This is a genomic window from Fictibacillus arsenicus (assembly GCF_001999465.1).
Classification (GTDB): Bacteria; Bacillota; Bacilli; order Bacillales; family Fictibacillaceae; genus Fictibacillus; species Fictibacillus arsenicus.
Map to the genome: position 1 here is coordinate 1,079,880 of NZ_MQMF01000001.1, position 20,651 is coordinate 1,100,530.

Consider the following 20,651-nt stretch of genomic DNA (forward strand, 5'->3'; position numbering starts at 1 on the left):
ATGCCCCTTATCGTTGAACATTCTTTGCAAATTTACCAACCACAGTAAATCTATGCTTTTCTTCTTCACCAGATATATAATAAGAACCACTTCTTAACCAAGCATGTGCACACATTTTACCAGATTCATCCTTACCAGTTCCGAAATATATAGTGCAGTCAATTTGACGCTTTTTTAACATTCTCATTCCAGCTATGGCTTTTACCATACACTGACTCTCCCAAAATGTATGACGACTCATAATATGAATGGCTTCAGATATTCTTTTTAATATTTTTTCATCTGAACTTTTTGTTATAAAAGGTGTCTCTTCCATGTAATCACCAAAATAATTAGATGTTTTAGCTAAAGGCAGGAATTTAAATATTCGAGCAAAACATAATTCAAAGTACGCTTCAATCATTAATACTCTCATTTCATGATTTAATGAATTAAATATCCGTAAAAAATGGATTAACCTCATCTTTTCACACCTAGTTTGATAGTCTTATAAAAACGTAATTAATTTTTCTTTATATAATGACTCAAGAAATGAAATGACCTGTTTTTCACATTCTATTTTTTCAATATCATATTCTTTAACTAAACCTTTAATGAGATCATCAAAAGTAATCGGGTCTGCTATCTTGTTCCATATTAATCCTCCAATTGTTCCTAAGTTATAATACTTTCCGTTCTGTATGCTCATCATAACGGTCTCCCCATCCATATCACTCACAATACTTTCTTGATTTTGCTGTATTAAGGATAGGTTTGAAATGTTTTTAACTTTTAACATGTGTAATCCTCCTCAAATATTTTTTAATACTATTGATACCATTTCATGGACTGTAAACTGCTGTGTAGGACGACTTAATTTACTCATTTGTATTCTATTTATAAGCTTGACTGTCTCTCTAAAATGCCAGTCTGATAGCTTTAATCGTCTTATAAAAGAACTGCGATATGTATGCTGGAAGAGGGTTTGTACTCTATGGAGGCCATCAAGACTTTCATATCTAATCGAAGATTCATTTTCTATTGCACTTAATTCAATTATTCCAGCAAGTGGAATAGGAACTATTATAGGATTTTTGACAGGTACTGCATACTTTGTTTCTCGCTCAAATAGTGGTTTATAATTTATTGAATTCATTCCAAAACAAATTAAGCTTTCTTCCCAGAGTTTTTGCTGTGGATATGAGGGCATAACTAAAGGTTTATCTTGATTGTCGAAATTAATAGCTATCACGTCATCACTTATTAGTTGAAAGTTTTTAAGCGCAAACGCTGCAGCTATTGTAGATTTACCTGCTCCAGAATCACCAACAAAAGCATAAGCCTTACCATCAATTGCAACAGCACTACCATGTAAACATAATATTTTTTTCTGAAGCAGCAATGTACCCATACATGTCCCTAATAAATAAAGTCTAATTTTATCCTGATCTGCACCAAGTTCCGGTGAAAAAATAATTGAATTGCTATTTTTTATGCAAAAAATTGATAAATTAGGGATTTTAAATAATACCAAGTTTTTTTCCACAAAAACTTGTGAATTTGACGTCACTTTTTTATTCCAAAGTTCAGTCAAGTTGCCAATCCCAATTTGAACATCTCCACATCCATTAAAAGTTGTAACAAATAATTCGGGAAAACAAATCTCACTTGTAATATTTAAACCGAAAGAATTGTATTGATAAACTTGTTTAGTTAAATTCAAATTTCCCACTTCCCTCTTAATCCTTTATATAAGGTAAAAACCCTTATACTGTATTGATTTATGTATAAGGGTTTTGTGGTCTAAATTAAGTAATTATGTTTTATTAGCTATAATGAACTACTTCATCAACATCAGGTTGGACTGCATCAGGAGTTTTAATTCCTGGCCCTGCCATTGTTAGATTAATATCAAGTACTTCCAATATTGGTTCCTGCCAAACTTTCTTCATAAACTTCACCTCCCTTCAATTTTTTTAAGAATCGATAGACAATTATACTCCGCATCATTACACGAAAATTTGGATCGAGTGCATAATTTGATTGCATATTTTCTTTTGCAGTTCTTAAAACTTCTACATTCAGGAACTCCAGTGATAAAGGATCGGAACACATGTAATCATATTCATCAATAAACATTTGCCATTTAGAAGACATACGTTGAATTACATCCACTCCCTGAATTCCTCTAGTCCGTTGATTTAAACGAACCTTGTCAGGCAAGTATCCTTTTGTGGATCTTCGTATGAGTGATCTGCCGAGTCCCTCACAAATGAATTGATCGATTGGAATAGATAAACAAAATTGGACAACCCGTAAATCATTAGTTGGATCATGCGCTCTTAGTGAATTAATTAAAGATAATCTCGTACTAGTGGTTCCAGTAATGTTCCAATTATTTAGTCTTCCAAAGTGTTGCTTCCTGATTTCGTAAATATTCGGATTTGTTGTATCAACCGGGTATAAACCCTTTTCCTCAAGACTCTTATATATATTCGTTCTTTCAGCCAATTCCTTACTAATCACTTCAGGAAGGATATAAGAGGTCTCTTTTGATTGAAAATAATTAGGAAACGCTCTAGATCTCACTTCCTTTAACACTCTTGATTTTTTAACATTTAAATAATCAGAATAAAGATTAAGTTCTTTATTTAATTTAATCCATCTCATTTTTTTCATTAAACTCGAGTAATATCTCAGTTCAGGTCCCCAAGATATTGTATAGTTACCTCTTGCACCATTTAATAAAATCCCTATTCTATCTAAGTGCGCTTGCTTATATATACCTTTCAACCAAACAGAATTTTCAAAAAATTTATAAGGCATTTCCATGATGTTTAACCACTCATCAATATCTGAAAAGGGATCTTTTCCTTTAAAATCTAAATACCGATCTGAAATATTACCTACATAATCTACAGTAGACCTAATAAATTCACTTTCATTAGGGATTAAGTGATTATAATTCCACTCAGTAAATTCCGGAATTGGTACGGCACTATATGTATTTAACCGTTTATTTAATTGCTTTAAGTTTCTAGAGGCAAAGCTTACTACAGATCCAGAATCCAATCCTCCACTTAATTCAGAACCTATATTTTTATGGGTTCGAAATCTAGACTTTACTGCAGTCTGAAAGACATCTCGAAAAGCTTCTATGTATTCTTCGTTGTTTTTTAGTTTTAGTTTTTTATTATTGCCAATATCAAGATATCTCGATAGAATTACTCTTCCCTTTTTCACCTTTATTGTGTGTGAAGGAGGAACGGATGATATATTCTTATACACAGTAATAAAAGGATCAGCTACATCATTCATATTAGGAATTGTAAGAAATTCGGCTAACCAATACTCATTCAATTCATTTGAAATATACGGTAACTTTAACAATGGATTTAAGAGAGTTGAAAATGCGATTCTTTGATCATCACTATAAAAGTAAAATGACCTTTTGCCTGAAAAATCTCTTGCTCCAAAAAGACATTGTTCTTTTTCATCCCAAATCATAAAAGCAAACTCACCATTTAAATGTTTTGGCATTTCATCCTTCCACTTACAATAAGCAAGTAAAATAATTTCATTATCTGTAATATCATTACGGATAGAATAGTCGATATTTAATTTTTGAAACAGTTCATTTCGATTATCGAGTATAGCATCAGACGTAATTGCTAATCTTTTATCATTGTCATAAAATGACTTTTTGTTATTTATATCTTCTGGCATGATCCATTGAGCGTGGCAGCCAAAAAATAAATTATCCTTATAGTAAATATCTAAACTATCAACAGGAAATTTGTTATAATATTCCATCATCGCATTCCCATAATGAATAACTGGTTCTTCATTAAAACTATAAATTCCAGCAATAGCACTCATATACTTCCCGCCTTAAGTCTAATTGATTTGGTTCTATATTTAAATCTATTTTGTTCGTTATAAAGAACATGTTATTCTTAAATTAACATCTCATTTTAGAAATGTCAAAGATTTTTTGTTTAAAACTGACTTGATTTATAAACTTAGATACTCATAAGAGCAAAAAAAAGAGCAGGATATATTCTTCTTCCCGCCTTATGGCTTGGTTCATCATTATTTTTTTGATTTAATTAAGAACGCCGTTTATGATATTATTCACCAAAATTTCATTTGTGAATTTTATTTCAAATCCATTAAGAACATTATTTTTAACAATGACTTGAGCAACATTTGCACTGTTAGCAAATAATTGTTTTTTTATTGGACTATACAAGTAATTACTATCAATGATTAAGGATATACCAGCAAATGTTGATTGAATTAAAATTGGGGGTCTATTTAAGAACACTGGATTGAAATATTTTAATGTGTTTCCTTTAATAATAACTTCCTCTTTAATATTTTGAATAACCAATAAAGAGCTATCTTTTTTTTCAATATGACAACCTTCTATTTTTAAACTTTTTGCATTTCCAATCGTTATTAAATTGTTGTTCTGATCTGTACTTCTTATATAACAGTCAATAAACTCGATTTCTTGATCATTTAAAGAAGAAGTTGCGATGTTTATGATATTTATATTTAAGAACTTACATTCATTAAATTTTCCAGGGGGCAAGCTTATAGGTTTTGTAATATTCCTAAAAACAATATTGTCAAAAACCCATCCTTTATTAGGTCTGTTATTGTATATAACTCCAATATTGTCTTCTCCTTCAAATACACTATTTCTAATAGTTTGAGGTTCTAATGTCAGGATTAAGGAGTAATTTGAGAAAATTTGTTTGAATTTATCATTTAAGAATTTGCAACCATCTAGAACAATAGTATATGGAACTGTTTGACTTATAGTAATGTTACTATTTTTAAAAATATTGTTATAAACATTTATACTCCTACCATAATTATTTATAGTATTAGAGTCACCAAAAGTAATATTTGAACCAAAAAAATTATTATTACTAATTAAAAGCTCTCCTGCAATTACCACTTGTCCCTGATCAATTCTATTGTTAATAAAAATTGATTTATCTACAGGTGCATTTAGTGCAACTGAAACATATTTACCAACCTTACTAAACTTGTTTCCATTTATATACATATACTTTCCGTTCGTAATGACTAAATCGTAACCCCAGTTTTTATAAAAATTATTACGTTCAATAAAGAAATGTTGGTTCCAGTCATATCCATCCTCAATATCAATCCCGCCTTGAGGATCAGTTCCATTTTGAAATGTATTTCCACCAATATGATGTATAGTATTATCACGAACAAAAATGAATTGACCTTGCAAGCTCATCCCTTGTCTACGGCAATGATGAATGTCTAATTTTTCGAAAAAGATATTTTCAGCGAATTTTAAATTCCAAACCATTAGGTTATTTTTATTATCAGCAGGTATCGTCCCTTGATATAAGGAAAACTTAGCCCATTTAGCATCTTTCGGAGGTTCAACTTTACTAAAAAACTCGACTTTAGTTTCAGCAACTAAAAAAGTTCCGTCTGATTTATAGAAAAAAACATCAAAATGAGTAGCTGAAATGTCAGCCCCAATTGATCCATAGCCTGTTCCTGCTAGTGTGAAATAACCTATATTAGTAATTAGAGAGTTTGTTACATCCAAAGCATTAGTCCATCTTATTTTATTAGGTGTAATTTCTTCTAAACCTGTAATAGGATTAAAACTGCCAAGTTCACATGTTGCAGACCTCAAGTAATATGCCATGTTACCGCCTTTATTTGTGGTATTACATCCATCACCTGTCATATTGTAGATTTCTAGGTTATCTATTAAGATGTTTTTGGATGCATATATATTTACACCGGTTCCACCTTCATGGGTATCTGAACCCACACCATCTTTTGTATAAATATGAGTTTCTTTGTCACCCTCTAATTTACCGTTTGTTATTCGAGAATATTGAACTTCTGAGAATTTAACCATTTGGTATGATTCTAAGTTATTACTTCTTACTTTAAGGGTAGCTCCACCTAGATTAAAAGTCATGTTACTTTTAGGCAAAATTGGATTATTTTCATCGATTAAATATTCACCTCTTGGTAAGACGATCTCTGTAAAATTATTTTGAGCAGCCCATGTTAATGCATTATTAATACCTAATGTAGTGTTAACTGCATCAGTTCCATCATTTTTTATTCCCCATCTTTCTAATTCTATTAAATAAGAAGCTGATATATTATTATCTCCAGACTTCCAAATACTGTTTTCTATTGTTGGGTTTTCCACCATCAATCACTTCCTCGCACATACTGCTTGTACTAACTATGTTTTACTTACTAAAAAACCCCTATTTTGTCTGCAACAAATTAGAGGCGAAAATAAAAATATATATTTTTACTTTTACTATAGGATATTCATAGATAATAGAAACGTGAATAAAATATGGTTTAGTTCAAAATAATAATTTAGTTTATGATATCCTTTTTCCGGTAAGTCTTTTATTATCAATTATTATTATTTTTTCTTTATCTATAAAACTAATTAAAGGTTTCATCAAAGATTTTATAAAATAAGATGTTGCAATACATAAGGCTATTAGCCAGATAAATATAAAGATTGGATATTTAGGACTGAAAGTAATTTGTTGAAAAATGGTAGAATAAAAAAACATATGTGTTAGCCAAATATTTAATAGAGTGATTGCTAATAAAATCTAATGTTTTTTGAAAGAATATATTTTTATCTATTAATAAATATAATCAAATAAATATAATTCCGTTTATGGGCGCAATAATTGCTGATTCGACTATAGAATGAAAGATTATTAAAGAAAGGAAGCCAGCTATACAAAATAGATTTTTAAATTTTATATTATTAAATTTAGAATGGATTTTCGTATAAATTTTTTCTTTTGCAAAAAGAGAACCTATAACTAATGAGAAAAGAGATGTACCAAGTAACATTATTAATTGAATGAATTCGTTTATTAATAGATTATTACTAAACTCTGTTATATTTGAAGCTCTAATTAAGTATGAAAGAAAGTAAATTATACTTGCAAAACCGAATAAAATTATTGAATTATAATGTTTTATTATTTTTATTAGAATAGGGGATATTATTACAAGAATAATATATATCTGTAAGAACCACCCAGCACCATTATACGAATTAGATAACCCCAAGAAATTCAGAAAAAATTTCGTGAAGTCAGGTGTAAAGGTTTGATCTCGTCCATATAAAAATCCAATAGGTATAAAAATAAAAAATACAGTCCAATAATTAATGAATAATTTCAGTATTCTTTTAAGATTTTTTTTTTATATTGATCCGTTAGATTTGGTTATCATTATATAAAATGCATAACCAGTAACAAATAAATATATTGGTCTACATGAATCTCCCATTAAACCAATATAGTAAACTAATGGTATCCCATTAATTATAGGAACTGTTTCATATAGACCATTTACATCTTTTCTCGCAAATAAATGCAGCAAAACCATTAATAATATAGCTATTCCTTTTAAAACCTTAGTATCCTGTTTTGACAATTCCATGATTTTCTCTCCCCCTTTGAAATCACCGTTCTTAATTAAGAACGGTGATTTAGTTTATTTTATAATATTTATCCATAATTTAACAAGTACTAATTGAAATTGTTATTTAAAATTGAAAATTAGCATTAAGAATTTTAATGTTTTTAACATGAAACTTCTACAAATCACTATATTTTCGAACCAAAGCTTACCACAGACGTCCGCGATTCAAACAAGATAATACAACTGGGTTGTTTATTAAGCTTACAAATTCAACTTGGAAGATTCTAGAAGATACCTCTTGACTTGATGATACCGCCGGTTTTTTATAATAATAATGCTATTAAATTAAAAAATAAGGGCTAGCTTAATATAAAACCAGTATGTCGATTGTTTAACAGAAGTTTTGATTCTCTCTATAACGTGAATTTCTTCAATTACATGGTTTTTGATCCCTTTATAATCCACGATTAAGCAAGTGCCCGCAAGGCGAAGCTTTGTCTTATAGATCGACTACTCGCCAGAGCTATCATCAATATGCTACCAATCCATTAGAGTGCAAACAGTTGTACGTTGCTTTCCCAATGTACACTGAGCCAACAGCACGTAAAGATGATCCAACAGAAAATTGGGGAGGATTATATAGAGGAAGTAAAACACCTTAGACATACTGAGGAGAATAAAAAAAATATGACAGCGAAAAGAAACCATTGAACGGGTCTTCGCTGATGCAAAAGAAAAGTATGGTATGCGTTGGACGAAGCTAAGAGGACTTAAAAAAGTTCCCGCTCACGCGATGCTTACTTTCGTTGCCATGAATCTTAAGAAACTGGCAAACTGGACATGGCAAGGGTCATGTCCTGTGTAATCCAGGTGTTTTTTTTCAAAAATAATACTAATAAACAAGACAAACCCCATTTCCAACAAAAAGATGAAAGGGGTTTGTCTACGTTCTGAATAACTTTAAAGTTATTCTTAACATGTTTTCTTTAAGTCTTTAACGGGCTGTTTTTCTAAATTTAAATACAAATCCAACGATAAAAGATAAAATCGTCATGATAAACAGTGCTGTGGTGATCGTTGTAACGCCAGCATTCATGTTTAATGCGTGAAACACCTGAGCACTGATGCCAAATGGAATTGCAAAAAATAAGAACAGCATTCCAAAAATCGCATTTTTTGTACTGTACAATTTAGTCTTATGTGCGATGTCTAATACTTTCAAACTTACAATCCAAAAAGCACTCGTAATCGACCAGAATAGGAGTATGGAAGAAATAAATGAAGTTGAAGTCAGTCCTAGAATTCGGTCGATGACCAAATTAATATTCCCCCATACCATCACTGTTTGATACAGTCCCAATACAAATAGTGCCGCTAAAAAAATAAACGCAAATCCAAACCCTGATGTAATATGTTTCATCCCCAAATATACTCTCCTTCCCTAATTCCGCTAAAATGAAACCTAATTTTCAAATTATTTTACAATATTTTTCGGAAAATTGGAACCCTTACTTGCACTTTTGTGATTTTTTACATAATTGACTATTAGAATAGAGCTAGAGAAATACATTTGTTCCAATCTGAATATCTAAGATCCTTGAACTAAAAAAGATAACCTTCATTGGTTATCTTTTTTAATACGCTATACAAACACGTTTTCAGAGGTGTTTAAAATCTCTCCGATATTATTTTTTAATAGAGTGGATTTTCGGGCTATTCCTTTCTCAAATTGCTCAATTGTTGTGCTATCCCCGTTACTCCTTGATGGCTCGACTTCAATAATTTCTTCTAATTGTTTGCGTACATAGTTATCATTTTGAGGAAACTCCCCATTTTTTAATTTACTTATGAAAATAAATGTATCCATGTCTCTGTAGTTCAGTTCGATTTCAATTCCAATCTGATCATTTACATATAAGAAGGTTGTCTTCCAGCTCCCATCTGTTGCAACCGGTTCAGAAAATCCATAATCACTTATAAGATAGGAAAAACTCTCTTCCGTTATTGATGAGAATAAATTCATGGTAACACCTCCATTGAGATTTAAATTAATTGTTATAATAATTCTCTTTAGTTTACATGGTTTATGTCCATAAAGATATTACTTATACTTCTCTCTATTAAACATTACTCCTCTTTTATCGCAAAAAAACCTCATTCTAAAAAGTTGAATGAGGGAATTTAGTAACATTATACTTTTAATGACTCATTTTTTGTTAAAGCTATGTTATATTCCGCCCTTAAATCTTCAATGATTTCTTTAATTGTTGAAACTTTTTTGATATTCCCTACTCCTTGGCCAGCTGACCATATGTCTTTCCATGCTTTAGCTTTTGATTCTGAGAATGATAAGTCAACCTCTTTTTTCTTAAGATTTTCTTTATTAAACCCTGCTTTTTGTAAGGAAGGCAGTAGATAGTTTCCTTTGATTCCACTGATAGCATCTGTGTAGATAAGATCTTCTAATGTAGAATCAATTAGCATTTGTCTGTAATCCTCACTTGCTGATGATTCTTCAGTTGCGATAAAGCGTGTTCCCATGTACACCAAGTCGGCTCCAAGGATCTTCGCCGCAAGAATTTCTTCACCGGTTGAAATAGCACCAGCTAGTATCGTAATTCCATCCCAAAACTCTTTAACAGCTTTTAAGAATGCAAATGGATTGAGTGTTCCACCATGTCCCCCTGCCCCGCTGCATACAAGAATGAGACCATCAATCCCGGTTTTTGCAGCTTTACGGGCATGATTGAGTGAAATAACATCTGAAAAAACAAGTCCACCATAACTGTGAACGATTTTAGCTACGTCATTTGGGTTTCCTAAGGATGTTATCACAACAGGCGGTTCATATTTTTTTATCAACTCTAGATCTTCCTCAAATCGTTTATTCGTACGATGAACGATTAAATTAACTCCCCATGGAGCAATTTTAGCGGTTGAGTCTTCTTCTTGAACTTGTTTAAGTTCTTTTGATATACGAATCATCCAGTTCTCTAGAAGTTCCGATGTTCTTGCATTTAATAGAGGAAACGTACCGATAATTCCATTTCTGCAGCTTTCAATAACCATATCAGGACTTGATACTAAAAACATAGGCGCATTAATGATAGGTAAACTGAGTTGATTCGACAATTTTATAGGCAGCTTGCCACTCAAAGTAAATCATCCTCTCTACTTTTTAACCCTAACTTTTTCAACAAATGCCCTAACAATCCCTTTTTATACTTTTATAGGGGTTAATTTAAACTTTTAATATTACATTTACATTACAGCCATTTTCTGACAACATTTTCTAAATAGCTTGGATATAATCAATACAGGTTAGGAGAATTGACCTAAAACCTTCGGACAAGGGCAAACATTTTCGAAAGATATGGGCGCAAAGCCACGGGTCTAAGGCTATGTAGCTAAGATCGCCGGGTTACCTGAATTACTACATAATTTCTGGAGGGATTTTTTGGTGGAAAATTACATAGCGTTGGATCACGAGTGGATTGAACTAATTAAAGAAGCTAGAGACCAAGGTTTCACTAAAGATGAATTAATAGAAATATTTAAAAACCCCCAGCTTATGTTAGAAAAAATGTATGAATTAAAGAAATAAGAGTTAAAGTAATCTGATGTATTTATTTACTTCCCTGTTGTAGAAAGATATAATGGTATCAAATTACTACTAAAATGGGGATAACAGATATGATTGGTGAACGAGTAAAAAAATACCGCACTGAAAAAAGGCTCTCCATTACGGCTTTAGCTGATAAAGCAGGTGTAGCTAAATCGTACATTAGTGCTTTGGAGCGTAATATTCAACAAAACCCATCAATTCAGCTTCTTGAAAAGATTGCGGATGTATTAAATATTTCTGTAGATCACTTAATAAAACCTGAAGTTGACACTCAAAACCTAGACCAGGAATGGGCAGATCTTGTTAAAGAAGCCATGGGATCTGGTGTAAGCAAAGAACAATTTAAAGAGTTTCTTGAATTTAATAAATGGAAGAACAAACAAAATTAATTGAGCCACCAGATAATGAGATCTGGTGGTTTTTACTTTGAATTTAGGGTGTCTTTTTGGAAAGAACAAAGAAGGTGGTTGTCTTTTTATGGGGACAGACCCGGGTCTGTCCCCCTGTCAAAAAAACTTTTGTTTCATGCAAGATTATTAAGGGTAAAAGAAAAGGGTGTTTGTATTTTTTGAGCCTATGGAGGATTTGTTGATGAATAAGACGCCGAATGAATTATTAGATACTCAAAAAAGTGTAGATGTAAATGGTTCTTCTTTTGAATGGGACACTTCTAAGGGAGTCTTCCAATTTGAAGGTGGAGACGTCATGCTGTTTTGGATCGATTCAGCGTTTAAGGTATTCCTGGATTCCATTGAGGAAATTACTGGCGAAGGTACAGCTGATCTTGTTTTTGAAACGGCAGGCTATCGTACAGGATTGGTTGTAAGTGATTTTTATAAGAATTCGATTGGCGATATTAAAAAGTCGATAGAAGCCCTGCCTAATATCTATGTAACTGCCGGCTGGGGTAAAACGTTTATCGATGTGAATATAGAAAAGAAAGAAGCAGTGATTACAATCTCCAACAGCTGGGAAACAAAGGTTAAAAAAGCTCAAGGAAGTAAGCGTATGGGACGCTTCTTACCTGGTCACTGGGCTGGCGTTTTCACCGGATTGTTTGAAACACATATGTGGTATGAAGTCCAAGAGGATAACTCCTCACCTGATTTATTAAAAATAAAAATTACCGAGACAGATATTACACCTAGCGATAATATAAGTGATTTGGTTCAGCGTGAAGAACAAAATGAAATCATGAAACTTGAAGCGATGGTTGAGAATCGCACAAGAGAGCTTACTGATTTAATCAGAGAAATTTCATCACCGATTATTCCGGTAACCGATCATATAGTGGTTATTCCGTTAATAGGTAGATATAATGAGCTGCGGTCTAAAGATATGCTTGAGTATACACTTACATCGTTGCCGCAACATCGAGCTAAGTTTGTGATTTTAGATTTGACTGGTATCAAATCAATTGATTCAGAGATGATTGATATGTTAAATAAACTCGTTTCTTCTGTCCGCTTGTTTGGAATGGAAACGCTGCTTGTAGGAATCTCACCAGAGTTAAGTATGGAAGTGACGAAACATCAATATTCACTAGGTGACAGCACTTATTTTAGAAACCTGAAGCATGCCATTCATTTTGCCTTTGCAAAAGAAGGGATGTTTATACAAGAACCGAATCAACCTTAAAAAGCAAACGAAAGCCACGCCATTTTAAAAATGGCGTGGCTTTTTTGCGATTATATCGGTTATGTATCCGGGTCCACCCAGGATGAACAAACAAGAGCAATATGTATTTGTGTGGGGACAGACCCGGGTCTGTCCCCATATGTCCCAATTTTTTTCAAACCCCAACATTCGTCTATGCAACTTGTCTCCACCTACATACTATATAAAGAAACCGAAGCCTGTTATCAGGAAATCGGTATCATTCCAGTGAGGTGAAATTTTTTATGTGTTACAAGTGTGGAGATTTCGACCACTGCAAGTTCAAGAAAGAAAAGAAGAAAAAGCATGACAAGAAGAAAAAGCATGATTTTAAATGCGAATCTTCTTCATCATCTTCTTCCTCTTCCTCTTCTTCTAGCTCTGAAGTCTTGAAGTGCAAAAAGGTCAGAAAGAAGAACCGTCATCGCTGCTGCGATCCTTGGGCAAGAATCTTGTTCTGTTAAAAAAAAGGAGTCCGAAATCATCGGACTCCTTTTCCTTTTATATGTTACAGACGCTTTGTTCCAATATAACGCGGTTTCCAGTATGTGTTGCTCATCTCAGAGATCGTTACACCAGTTGATGAACCTGCGTGGATGAACTTACCGTTCCCAATATAGATTCCCATATGAGACGCGCCTGGCTCGTACGTTTCAAAGAATACTAGATCTCCGACCGCTTGTGTAGAAACTCTGTAACCTGTGTTCGCCCACATATCTTTTACAGTTCGCGGCAAGTAGATGCTGTGAGAGTTTTTAAATACATAATTGATATATCCAGAACAATCGAAGCCGTCAGGAGTAGTTCCGCCCCATTTATAAGGCGTTCCTACAAAACGCTTTGCATAATCTACTAAGTAGGAATTGTTAACGTTATAGACTCCTAGTTTGTTAAACGTGTTGCGTCCAGCGACCCCATCAGCTGTTAGGCCTTTTGCACGCTGGAAACTTGCAACAGCACTCTTTGTGTAAGCACCGTAATAAGTAGTCGTCGATCCGCTATATGTAAAATAACCCTTATCGCGCAATATTGTTTGAAGTGTTTTTACATCTGAATGGGTCATTGTCGGACGAAGCGTCTGATCTCCGATATTTGCAAAAGCCTGTACTGGTGATAATAATAAAGCCGATCCTAAAACCGTAGTTGTAATCCATTTTTTCATAATATATCCCTAACCCCTTTTATTTTCCAAGTAATCTATTATTATCCTACTATAGAAAAAGTGAGTTGTGTTTTACGCTTCAATTACGAAAAATAGGCATATAGTCCATCTTGTCAAAAGGTGTCGTTTCATCTTTAAGAGCAAACAAAAAAGAATAACCTCATTGAAGTTATCCTTTCATACCTCTATTACCCCACTATCTCACCGAGCGTCTCCGCAAAATTCTTCGACTGTGCAATAGATCCAAACTGCCTCACTTTTTGCTTTGAACCATAAAAGAGCAGCTCACCTTCTTTTAAAATCAAGAAGGAAGTGCATAGTGTTTCAAGTTCTTGTGCGTCATGGCTGGAATATAGAATCGTCTTTCCTTCACTTCCGAGCTGCCTTAGATCGTTCACGATTTCTTGTTTTGCTGAAATGTCGATTCCTACTGTTGGTTCGTCAAGAATTAGAATTTCCGGGTTATGCAGTAAGGCGATTAAGATGTTGAGTTTACGCTGGTTTCCGCCAGACAGATGCTTTACTTTTTTATCAAGATGTTCAGCCAGCTTCCACTCCTCACACCTTCTCATCCAGATTTCCTCAGATGAATTCTTCGCTAATTTTGCAAAAAAACGAAGATTCTCGCGTGCTGTCAGTTCGTGATACACTGCGATCTCCTGTGGTACATATCCGATTTTTTCTCGTATCTTTTTCGTATCTTTTTTCGTATCCATTCCATCTACCAGAATAGATCCGTTTGTGCCATTCATGATCGTCGCGATGATTTTAAGAAGAGTAGACTTCCCAGCACCGTTTGGGCCAACAACGCCTACAGTTTCTCCTTTTTGGATACAAAAGTTTATATCTTTAAGTACTTCTTTACGTCCAAACTTTTTTGATAGATTTTCTGCTGTAATCAAGCGTTGTCACCTGCCTTCATTGTTGAAAGTCCGTATAAGAGGATGCTGATTCCGACAAACACCAATGGAATCATAAGCGTCTCTTGGTTTAAAGCTGAGATGATCCAATATTGCGGCGTCCATTGTGCTGCTTTTTCTAAAATACTCGAAAGTTCGTCACTCGGGAAAAAAGTTCCGCTTAAAAGCGATGTTGCGAGTACGACAAAGAGCGTTACAGCTTGCCACGTTCGGTTGGAATGAACAAAATAAGCAAACAAAAGTGATAAGGTATTTAAAAATAGAATATATCCTAGCAATGCAACAATCGTTGAGGCATTCACCACCAGTTCACCTTTCCACCAGCCAAAACCGGCCATCAGCACAAGTAGTTCGAATTGAAGAATAAGTACACCTAGCGCATTTCCACCCCAATAAACCGTAAATCCGCCAACTGAATACGGCACCCGTGAGCGCATTCCTGAATCCCGGTCTTTAATCGGCCAGCTGTTCCATAAAAAGCTGAACAGCATCAGCATCACCAGCATTCCAGGTACGTAAATCGATACTGCTTGATCATCAACGGATTGAGCTTTTTCTTTTGTAGCACCGATCTTATAATCAACCGTCATCAGTGGTACAGGGTTCCAATGTTTATCACTGTATGCCCAAGCCTCTTTCCAAACGGAGACTTGTTCTTTCGCGTCCAGCTTCTCGCTTTTCCCATATGTTTTTAAAACTGTATTTGCACCGTAAGAATTACTCGATAAACGCTTCACTTCACTAGCAAAAATTTCGCGGACCAACCCGTGTGACAGGGTTCCAGTTGAAAGCCACATTGTCACGAGTTCGTCTTCATCATTTTCTTGAATGCGTTCCATAAATCCTTCTGGTATTAAAAATCCGATCGCAGCTTTCTGTGTCTCGATTTCTGTTCGCGCTTGTTCTTGATCAACGATACTAACTGATACTGCTGGATTATCGCTCACACGTTCAATCACAGTCTCGGAGTAATCAGATGCGTCCTCGTCCACAATCACAACTGGGATTTTCGTTGCGTTTGCCGTTTTTTCAACAGACAGATCTAAGAAGCCGAGCAAAAGCACAGGGATAACTAGCCCTGCCCAGCTCCACGGACTTTGAAGCAATAATTTTATACGTGTAAAGGCAATTGTCCAGACCATGGCAACCTCTTCTTTATTGTGATAACCAGGATTCCGAAGACCCAGAAAACAACGGAGAACCCAATTAATGTGCCGGCCAAACTCCATTCACCCGCACCTGAAAACAGCGTCTCTACTAACCCGTTATGTGTGTGATGAAGAACATTTAAAAAGCTCACACTTCTCCACATTTCCGGTAAATATGATAACGGCAATACACTTCCGCTCGTTGCAGTCACTCCAACTACCAGCAGAATTCCCGCCCCCCACTTTGCACCGTTTCGCTGGAAGAATTCCTGACAAAGGGCAAACAATGAAGAAACGGCTAAACAATAGGCTAATAGAATGGCAGTTGCAAGCAAGCTCCACGTTTTCGTAACGCTATAAAAAAGCAGTGTTAATACAAAACTTTGAATTACGAGCAGCATGAACACCGATATAATGTTACCGAAAAAGAAAACGGACGACCTAACCCCTTGCAACGAAAGCCTTTCCCGCAGTGCCGTTTGTTCTCCTCTCGCAGTTAAGCTCATACCAAACAGACCTCCGATTAAAAGCAGAATCAGTACACCCGAGAGGCTGTAGAACTCAACAGGTGTAATGCCTCCAAACGCACTCAGTGTTTCCGTTTCATAGATCTTGTTTCGGTTCAGAGCCTGCAGTGTAAAATCAGTAATAATTGCGTCTCGGTAAGTCGCAAATTCCTCAGAACTCAGCCCCATCTTTCGCAAATAATGAAAAGCTGCATTCGCTCCACTTTGTGCCGCAGAAATCAAGTTAGCGTTTGAGACCATCACTTGCTGCAGCAACTCCGCTTGAAACGGCCGTTCCGGATTCCCGATTACGGTTACAGGAATGTTTTTGCCCCGGCGAATTCCTTGTGTAAACCCGTCTGGAACCATCACCATTCCAGCGATCTCATTATCCGCGAGCATTTCACTCGCTGTCTTTCCATTTGTTTTTTGAAAGGAAAGAACGGCTTGCAGCTCTTCGGATTCTTCGTATTGTTTCATTAATAATTTCGTTTCAAAGGTGTTATCTTCATCCACGATTGCGACAGCAAAGGGCTCGACCCACTTTTTCTCGTCTAAAAGAGGCTTCAATCCCAGATATGTGATGCCGAGCAACAAAAGCGGAAAGAGCATCATGGCAAACAGCGGCATCGGCTGCTTCAGCCAGCATTTTACCGTCAGATGGGCAATGAGTAACGTTTGCCTCATAACATAATTCCTTTCGCTTAAGAAGTTTTGAGTATACCGTTGTTGCAGGTGTAAGAAAGATTTCCGCTCCAGGCTGCTCGCTTTCCGCGGGGTGTGCGGTGAGCCTCCTCAGCACCTTGTGCCCTTAGGAGTCTCACCTGTCCCACTCATCCCGCTGGAGTCTCGCACCTTGCGCTCCAATCTTCTATTCAACGAAGTATAAACACTAATGTTCGTTAGCAATAAGTAGAAACCTTTAAAAAAAGGACAAAGATCAACTTTATCTTAAGTTATCTCTGTCCTTCTTATTATATATTACATTCCTTGGAACATTTGAGCGTTTTCACCGACAAATTGTTCGATGTTGCGCTGGATCTCAGACATCATGCCCATCATTTCAGCGTCACTCATCTCTGCTACGTTAACAGCTTTATCTTCTGATAACTCAGGGAATGTAAGTTTTTCACCGAATGTTGTTTTTGTCTTGATGTTCAAGCCAACATTGATGTCGCCCATTGAAGGATCGTTTCCGATCAATGTTACTTTGTAATCATGGTTCGCATAATCTTTATCAAGGTTTTGGTCTGCTTTATGCTCGATTTCGATCGTCATATCAGGAAGTTCCATTGGCGCTTCACCTGCTGGAACAAGCTGAACCGTCCAGTTCGACTTCTTGTCTGTGCCTTCACCTTTTACGTGGAATCCGATACCTTGTGTAGTGCCATTTTCGTTCACTTCGAACTTCGCTTTAATGTCGCGCTTCTTGCCGTCTTCGCCTTTTGGCTCACTTTCCATTTTCACATCAACAAGCAGTGCTTCGCCTTCAGGACCTGCGTTCAGAACCCAAGAAGAGTTCGATACATCACCCTTCGCCCAGCTTTCAGACTTGTAGTTCATTGGAACAGCTTCTTCGCCGTTAGCGCCAATTTTCATAGAAAGGTCGCGGCTTACTACTTTATCATCGCCGTCAACAATGACAACTTGCTTCATGCCGCCAGGGATTTCTAGATCTTCATTGATTGCTTTTTTAGCATCTGCCAGCATTTTCTCGATTTCTTTTTTCGCATCTTCTTCGCTCATTGGAGCTGTTGATGTCATATCGAAGTTAAAGCCGCCTTGCAACGCTGATTGCTCAGCTAGAGCATTCATGATTTCTTCGTCTTTCTCGACTTTTTCAATAAAATTGATCAAAAGTGTTTTTGTTTCTTTTTCAGAAAGTGAAACCGTTAACTGGCGAAGCTTCTCGCCTTTGAAGTCAACATCTTCTTTAAGTGTTACGTTTTCGTCTTTCACGCTGTCTGCGTAAACTTTCGCAAACTCTTCGAACGCTTCATCACGTGCTTCTTCACTTAAGTCGCCTTCAACCGCTTTAAAGAAGTTTTGTAGTTTTTCCATTCCAACATACGCTGGATCAAACTTGCGCATTACTTCGCCAAACTTGTTGTTCGGGAAATATACATACTTATCGTAAGCAGCAGGTACGCTTAATGCTGTTTGTTTATTGTTTTGGTAGAACTCAGCTTTTACAAGATCTGTGTTGTTCAAAACAAGTGCAACGTCAGCTGATCCTTCTTCTTTCTTAGGATCGTGTTGTGTTGTCATTTTAATCTCACTGTTAGATAGAATAGAACCGATCATTGCCGCTTCCATTCCGCCCGCTCCAAACATGGACGGATCCATTTCCACACCAACGCGTGCTTCAGACTTATATGCTTCTTCCATTTGTTTTTCTGAAAGTGCTAATGCATCTCCAAAGCTCTCTTCAAATGACTCGTTCATCGCTTTGAACGTGTTCAGTTCTGATTTCAAATAAAGTTCACGCGGCGATAGATCGATGAACATTGCATAAGCTGTTGCTCCGATCGCTATGATCGCGATAAGTGCAAGCCCAATGATCAACGGACGTTTCTTACTGCCTGTACTCTGATTAACTTGAGTTTCCATCGTTTGGTTGTCCCCCTCTTAATAAATGTATAAGCTTTTCCCTATCAACTTATTACACTGTTATTCTAAAAAAATATCAGTTTATCTCTCTACTGGCAAAGATGGGTAATAAAGGAATTTTATGCCCACAGTTTTCTACTATACCCTAATTATAGAATTATATCCATCAAATTGCGTAGTAAGAAAGGCTGATTTTAATTGGTAATTAAAACCGTCCGAAGCCTCTTGATTGCTGACTTTCTCCACGATTTCACAGCATAAACGGTGACCCCGTACATCTCGGCGATCTCTGCTTCACTCTTCATATGAAAAACGCGCTGTGTCACCCACCTCTGCTGGTTTTCTGTCAGGTGCATCAAATATAGATTCATTGTTTCATCCTCTAAAAAAGGAATGGTGTCTTCATGAGAGAGGGTACGGAATGTCATCGATTCGTGGGGATCTTGGATTTCTTCTGCCTCCTGCCGTCTCGCCTCTCCTCTCAGCTCTTGAAGAATACGGCCCCTGACAAGCAGGTACGCATATGAGGAGAACTGTCCTTTTTCAGAATCAAAGGTTTCGTAAGCTTTCCAGAGTCCTAGTAAGCCAGCTTGATAGTATTGGTTGAATTGGGAAGTTAAGTGGTAGAGCCTGATCTGAGATTTGATAAGCGGATCATACATAGAAGCGATTTGTTCAAAGCGCATTTCTTTCATGGGAATACGTCCTTTTGGAATGTGCGCACATTCGGGGAATTCCGCGGTACCTTCACTATAAAATTTGAATTTGAATGGAAGCAAAGCTGCGTTTTTAAAGAGTCAAAAGCTGTTTTTGAGCAGAAGAAAAATATTGTTAGGAGATCGTTTATTGAGTTATCCACAGAATAAAGATCTTCTGACAAATTACGACACATTTTTGGCGTGATATTCTCAATAACAAAAAATTTTAGCCACATTATTGAGTAAATGAGCCCAAATTGTGGATAAATAAAGATTCAAAAATTATTTTATGTGGATGGCTCTTTCCTTTTCTTCTTTGGAACTTATGAAGTGGAAGGAGGTGAGGCACATGGCTACAGCAGCATTGATTGATTCCGCAATGCGCTTAGAGTTTGACGGAGGATTAGATGCAGACAACAAACCAGTGATGAAGTACAAAAACTTTGCACACGTAAAAACAACATCGACTCCAGACCAGCTCGAAGCTGTTGCAACTGCACTTGCAGGACTTCAGAATTATCCACTAGTCGGTATCAGACGTAACGATTCCTTCGCGATTCAGCAGTAATAACTGATTGGTGAGGAAAATATAGAGGAAAGGAGGGATTTCGATGGCCAAAGTACTTGAATTGCAGTTTCTTAATCAGGAGAACAAAACGGTGACAGTCCGTTTGGACGCACCAATCGAACCGGTTGATCCCGTAGCTGTTAACGCTGCTATGGACACGGTAATCGCCCAAAACATCTTCACTTCATCAGGCGGAAGCTATACCAGCAAAAAAGGTGCGCGTATTGTTGACCGTGAAGTGAGTGACATCGACCTAGGTTAATTCATAAAATAATTGACTTCAGCGACCGTGAA

Annotated in this window: 22 protein-coding genes, 1 pseudogene and 1 riboswitch; of the genes and pseudogenes, 6 read left to right on the forward strand and 17 right to left on the reverse strand. The window is 35.9% G+C overall.

The genetic code is table 11. The features are described 5' to 3' along the window. Window positions 1-7 precede the first annotated feature (7 nt). The 8 genes from UN64_RS05260 to UN64_RS05290 all read right to left on the reverse strand — a co-directional run bounded on the left by UN64_RS05260 (window position 8) and on the right by UN64_RS05290 (window position 7,482). A complete protein-coding gene (locus tag UN64_RS05260) occupies window positions 8-463 on the reverse strand; it encodes a lasso peptide biosynthesis B2 protein (RefSeq protein ID WP_077360388.1) in 456 nt (151 codons plus the stop codon). Window positions 464-487: 24 nt separating this feature from the next. Then, the gene (locus tag UN64_RS05265; RefSeq protein ID WP_077360390.1) at window positions 488-778 is read right to left on the reverse strand and encodes a lasso peptide biosynthesis PqqD family chaperone; all 291 of its coding nucleotides are present in this window, start codon (window positions 776-778) and stop codon (window positions 488-490) included. 12 nt (window positions 779-790) lie between these two features. After that, window positions 791-1,702, reverse strand: a complete 912-nt coding sequence (locus tag UN64_RS05270) for a phosphoenolpyruvate carboxykinase (ATP) (protein ID WP_077360392.1) — start codon at window positions 1,700-1,702, stop codon at window positions 791-793. A 103-nt stretch (window positions 1,703-1,805) separates the two neighbouring features. Then, a complete protein-coding gene (locus UN64_RS20465) occupies window positions 1,806-1,931 on the reverse strand; it encodes a paeninodin family lasso peptide (RefSeq protein ID WP_139343020.1) in 126 nt (41 codons plus the stop codon). Next, window positions 1,891-3,858, reverse strand: a complete 1,968-nt coding sequence (locus UN64_RS05275) for an asparagine synthase-related protein (protein ID WP_077360394.1) — start codon at window positions 3,856-3,858, stop codon at window positions 1,891-1,893. Before UN64_RS05275 ends, UN64_RS20465 begins: the two co-directional genes overlap by 41 nt. 226 nt (window positions 3,859-4,084) lie before the next feature. After that, the gene (locus tag UN64_RS05280; RefSeq protein WP_077360396.1) at window positions 4,085-6,211 is read right to left on the reverse strand and encodes a right-handed parallel beta-helix repeat-containing protein; all 2,127 of its coding nucleotides are present in this window, start codon (window positions 6,209-6,211) and stop codon (window positions 4,085-4,087) included. A gap of 470 nt (window positions 6,212-6,681) precedes the next feature. Then, the gene (locus UN64_RS21485; protein WP_077360398.1) at window positions 6,682-7,224 is read right to left on the reverse strand and encodes an acyltransferase family protein; all 543 of its coding nucleotides are present in this window, start codon (window positions 7,222-7,224) and stop codon (window positions 6,682-6,684) included. An 18-nt stretch (window positions 7,225-7,242) separates the two neighbouring features. Next, the gene (locus UN64_RS05290) at window positions 7,243-7,482 is read right to left on the reverse strand and encodes a hypothetical protein (RefSeq protein ID WP_077360400.1); all 240 of its coding nucleotides are present in this window, start codon (window positions 7,480-7,482) and stop codon (window positions 7,243-7,245) included. 458 nt (window positions 7,483-7,940) lie between these two features. Here UN64_RS05290 and UN64_RS21245 point away from each other — a divergent pair. Then, window positions 7,941-8,329, forward strand: a pseudogene (locus UN64_RS21245) (transposase); the annotation flags it as partial. 129 nt (window positions 8,330-8,458) lie between these two features. Here UN64_RS21245 and UN64_RS05300 read toward each other — a convergent pair. From UN64_RS05300 to UN64_RS05310, 3 genes are all read right to left on the reverse strand, one after another. Beyond that, window positions 8,459-8,884: a hypothetical protein gene (locus UN64_RS05300; protein WP_139343021.1), complete on the reverse strand. Its 426-nt coding sequence runs from the start codon at window positions 8,882-8,884 to the stop codon at window positions 8,459-8,461. A 222-nt stretch (window positions 8,885-9,106) separates the two neighbouring features. Continuing rightward, a complete protein-coding gene (locus UN64_RS05305; protein ID WP_077360404.1) occupies window positions 9,107-9,487 on the reverse strand; it encodes a hypothetical protein in 381 nt (126 codons plus the stop codon). 167 nt (window positions 9,488-9,654) lie between these two features. Next, on the reverse strand, window positions 9,655-10,620 hold the full coding sequence (locus UN64_RS05310) for an NAD(P)H-dependent flavin oxidoreductase (protein ID WP_245801963.1): 966 nt from the start codon (window positions 10,618-10,620) through the stop codon (window positions 9,655-9,657). Window positions 10,621-10,807: 187 nt separating this feature from the next. Continuing rightward, window positions 10,808-10,893: riboswitch (cyclic di-GMP riboswitch) on the forward strand. Window positions 10,894-10,924: 31 nt separating this feature from the next. Between UN64_RS05310 and sinI the strand changes: the two genes are divergently transcribed. The 3 genes from sinI to UN64_RS05320 all read left to right on the forward strand — a co-directional run bounded on the left by sinI (window position 10,925) and on the right by UN64_RS05320 (window position 12,727). Then, window positions 10,925-11,068, forward strand: coding sequence for a DNA-binding anti-repressor SinI (gene sinI / locus UN64_RS20470; RefSeq protein WP_245801964.1), 144 nt, complete (start codon window positions 10,925-10,927; stop codon window positions 11,066-11,068). An 89-nt stretch (window positions 11,069-11,157) separates the two neighbouring features. After that, the gene (locus UN64_RS05315; RefSeq protein WP_077360406.1) at window positions 11,158-11,478 is read left to right on the forward strand and encodes a helix-turn-helix domain-containing protein; all 321 of its coding nucleotides are present in this window, start codon (window positions 11,158-11,160) and stop codon (window positions 11,476-11,478) included. A 202-nt stretch (window positions 11,479-11,680) separates the two neighbouring features. Next, window positions 11,681-12,727, forward strand: coding sequence for an STAS domain-containing protein (locus UN64_RS05320; protein WP_171978800.1), 1,047 nt, complete (start codon window positions 11,681-11,683; stop codon window positions 12,725-12,727). A gap of 526 nt (window positions 12,728-13,253) precedes the next feature. Here UN64_RS05320 and UN64_RS05325 read toward each other — a convergent pair. The 6 genes from UN64_RS05325 to UN64_RS05350 all read right to left on the reverse strand — a co-directional run bounded on the left by UN64_RS05325 (window position 13,254) and on the right by UN64_RS05350 (window position 19,786). Next, entirely contained in the window at window positions 13,254-13,907 is a 654-nt protein-coding gene (locus UN64_RS05325) for a C40 family peptidase (protein WP_077360410.1), read from the reverse strand. A 188-nt stretch (window positions 13,908-14,095) separates the two neighbouring features. Continuing rightward, complete coding sequence (locus tag UN64_RS05330) at window positions 14,096-14,809, reverse strand: ABC transporter ATP-binding protein (protein WP_077360412.1); 714 nt, start codon at window positions 14,807-14,809, stop codon at window positions 14,096-14,098. Beyond that, window positions 14,806-15,969, reverse strand: coding sequence for an ABC transporter permease (locus UN64_RS05335; RefSeq protein WP_171978801.1), 1,164 nt, complete (start codon window positions 15,967-15,969; stop codon window positions 14,806-14,808). Before UN64_RS05335 ends, UN64_RS05330 begins: the two co-directional genes overlap by 4 nt. Continuing rightward, on the reverse strand, window positions 15,939-17,168 hold the full coding sequence (locus UN64_RS05340) for an ABC transporter permease (protein ID WP_077360416.1): 1,230 nt from the start codon (window positions 17,166-17,168) through the stop codon (window positions 15,939-15,941). Before UN64_RS05340 ends, UN64_RS05335 begins: the two co-directional genes overlap by 31 nt. Window positions 17,169-17,462: 294 nt before the next feature. Next, entirely contained in the window at window positions 17,463-19,091 is a 1,629-nt protein-coding gene (locus UN64_RS05345) for a DUF6583 family protein (protein WP_077360418.1), read from the reverse strand. Window positions 19,092-19,285: 194 nt separating this feature from the next. Then, window positions 19,286-19,786, reverse strand: coding sequence for a sigma-70 family RNA polymerase sigma factor (locus UN64_RS05350; protein WP_077360420.1), 501 nt, complete (start codon window positions 19,784-19,786; stop codon window positions 19,286-19,288). Window positions 19,787-20,138: 352 nt separating this feature from the next. Between UN64_RS05350 and UN64_RS05355 the strand changes: the two genes are divergently transcribed. Beyond that, window positions 20,139-20,357 carry a DUF1659 domain-containing protein gene (locus UN64_RS05355; RefSeq protein WP_077360422.1) on the forward strand — a complete coding sequence of 73 codons (219 nt, stop codon included), beginning with the start codon at window positions 20,139-20,141 and terminating at the stop codon, window positions 20,355-20,357. A gap of 43 nt (window positions 20,358-20,400) precedes the next feature. Continuing rightward, window positions 20,401-20,619 (forward strand): DUF2922 domain-containing protein, encoded by a 219-nt coding sequence (locus UN64_RS05360; protein WP_077360423.1) that lies wholly within the window; start codon window positions 20,401-20,403, stop codon window positions 20,617-20,619. Window positions 20,620-20,651: the final 32 nt, after the last annotated feature.

Coding starts and splice junctions, on each gene's coding strand:
- UN64_RS05265 (WP_077360390.1), bottom strand. CDS start 778: ATGTTAAAAGTTAAAAACATTTCAAACCTATCCTTAATACAGCAAAAT.
- UN64_RS05305 (WP_077360404.1), bottom strand. CDS start 9,487: ATGAATTTATTCTCATCAATAACGGAAGAGAGTTTTTCCTATCTTATA.
- UN64_RS05260 (WP_077360388.1), bottom strand. CDS start 463: ATGAGGTTAATCCATTTTTTACGGATATTTAATTCATTAAATCATGAA.
- UN64_RS05335 (WP_171978801.1), bottom strand. CDS start 15,969: ATGGTCTGGACAATTGCCTTTACACGTATAAAATTATTGCTTCAAAGT.
- UN64_RS05355 (WP_077360422.1), top strand. CDS start 20,139: ATGGCTACAGCAGCATTGATTGATTCCGCAATGCGCTTAGAGTTTGAC.
- UN64_RS05300 (WP_139343021.1), bottom strand. CDS start 8,884: ATGAAACATATTACATCAGGGTTTGGATTTGCGTTTATTTTTTTAGCG.
- UN64_RS20465 (WP_139343020.1), bottom strand. CDS start 1,931: ATGAAGAAAGTTTGGCAGGAACCAATATTGGAAGTACTTGATATTAAT.
- UN64_RS05280 (WP_077360396.1), bottom strand. CDS start 6,211: ATGGTGGAAAACCCAACAATAGAAAACAGTATTTGGAAGTCTGGAGAT.
- UN64_RS05360 (WP_077360423.1), top strand. CDS start 20,401: ATGGCCAAAGTACTTGAATTGCAGTTTCTTAATCAGGAGAACAAAACG.
- UN64_RS05345 (WP_077360418.1), bottom strand. CDS start 19,091: ATGGAAACTCAAGTTAATCAGAGTACAGGCAGTAAGAAACGTCCGTTG.
- UN64_RS05325 (WP_077360410.1), bottom strand. CDS start 13,907: ATGAAAAAATGGATTACAACTACGGTTTTAGGATCGGCTTTATTATTA.
- UN64_RS05290 (WP_077360400.1), bottom strand. CDS start 7,482: ATGGAATTGTCAAAACAGGATACTAAGGTTTTAAAAGGAATAGCTATA.
- UN64_RS05275 (WP_077360394.1), bottom strand. CDS start 3,858: ATGAGTGCTATTGCTGGAATTTATAGTTTTAATGAAGAACCAGTTATT.
- UN64_RS05340 (WP_077360416.1), bottom strand. CDS start 17,168: ATGAGGCAAACGTTACTCATTGCCCATCTGACGGTAAAATGCTGGCTG.
- UN64_RS05315 (WP_077360406.1), top strand. CDS start 11,158: ATGATTGGTGAACGAGTAAAAAAATACCGCACTGAAAAAAGGCTCTCC.
- UN64_RS05350 (WP_077360420.1), bottom strand. CDS start 19,786: ATGAAAGAAATGCGCTTTGAACAAATCGCTTCTATGTATGATCCGCTT.
- UN64_RS05320 (WP_171978800.1), top strand. CDS start 11,681: ATGAATAAGACGCCGAATGAATTATTAGATACTCAAAAAAGTGTAGAT.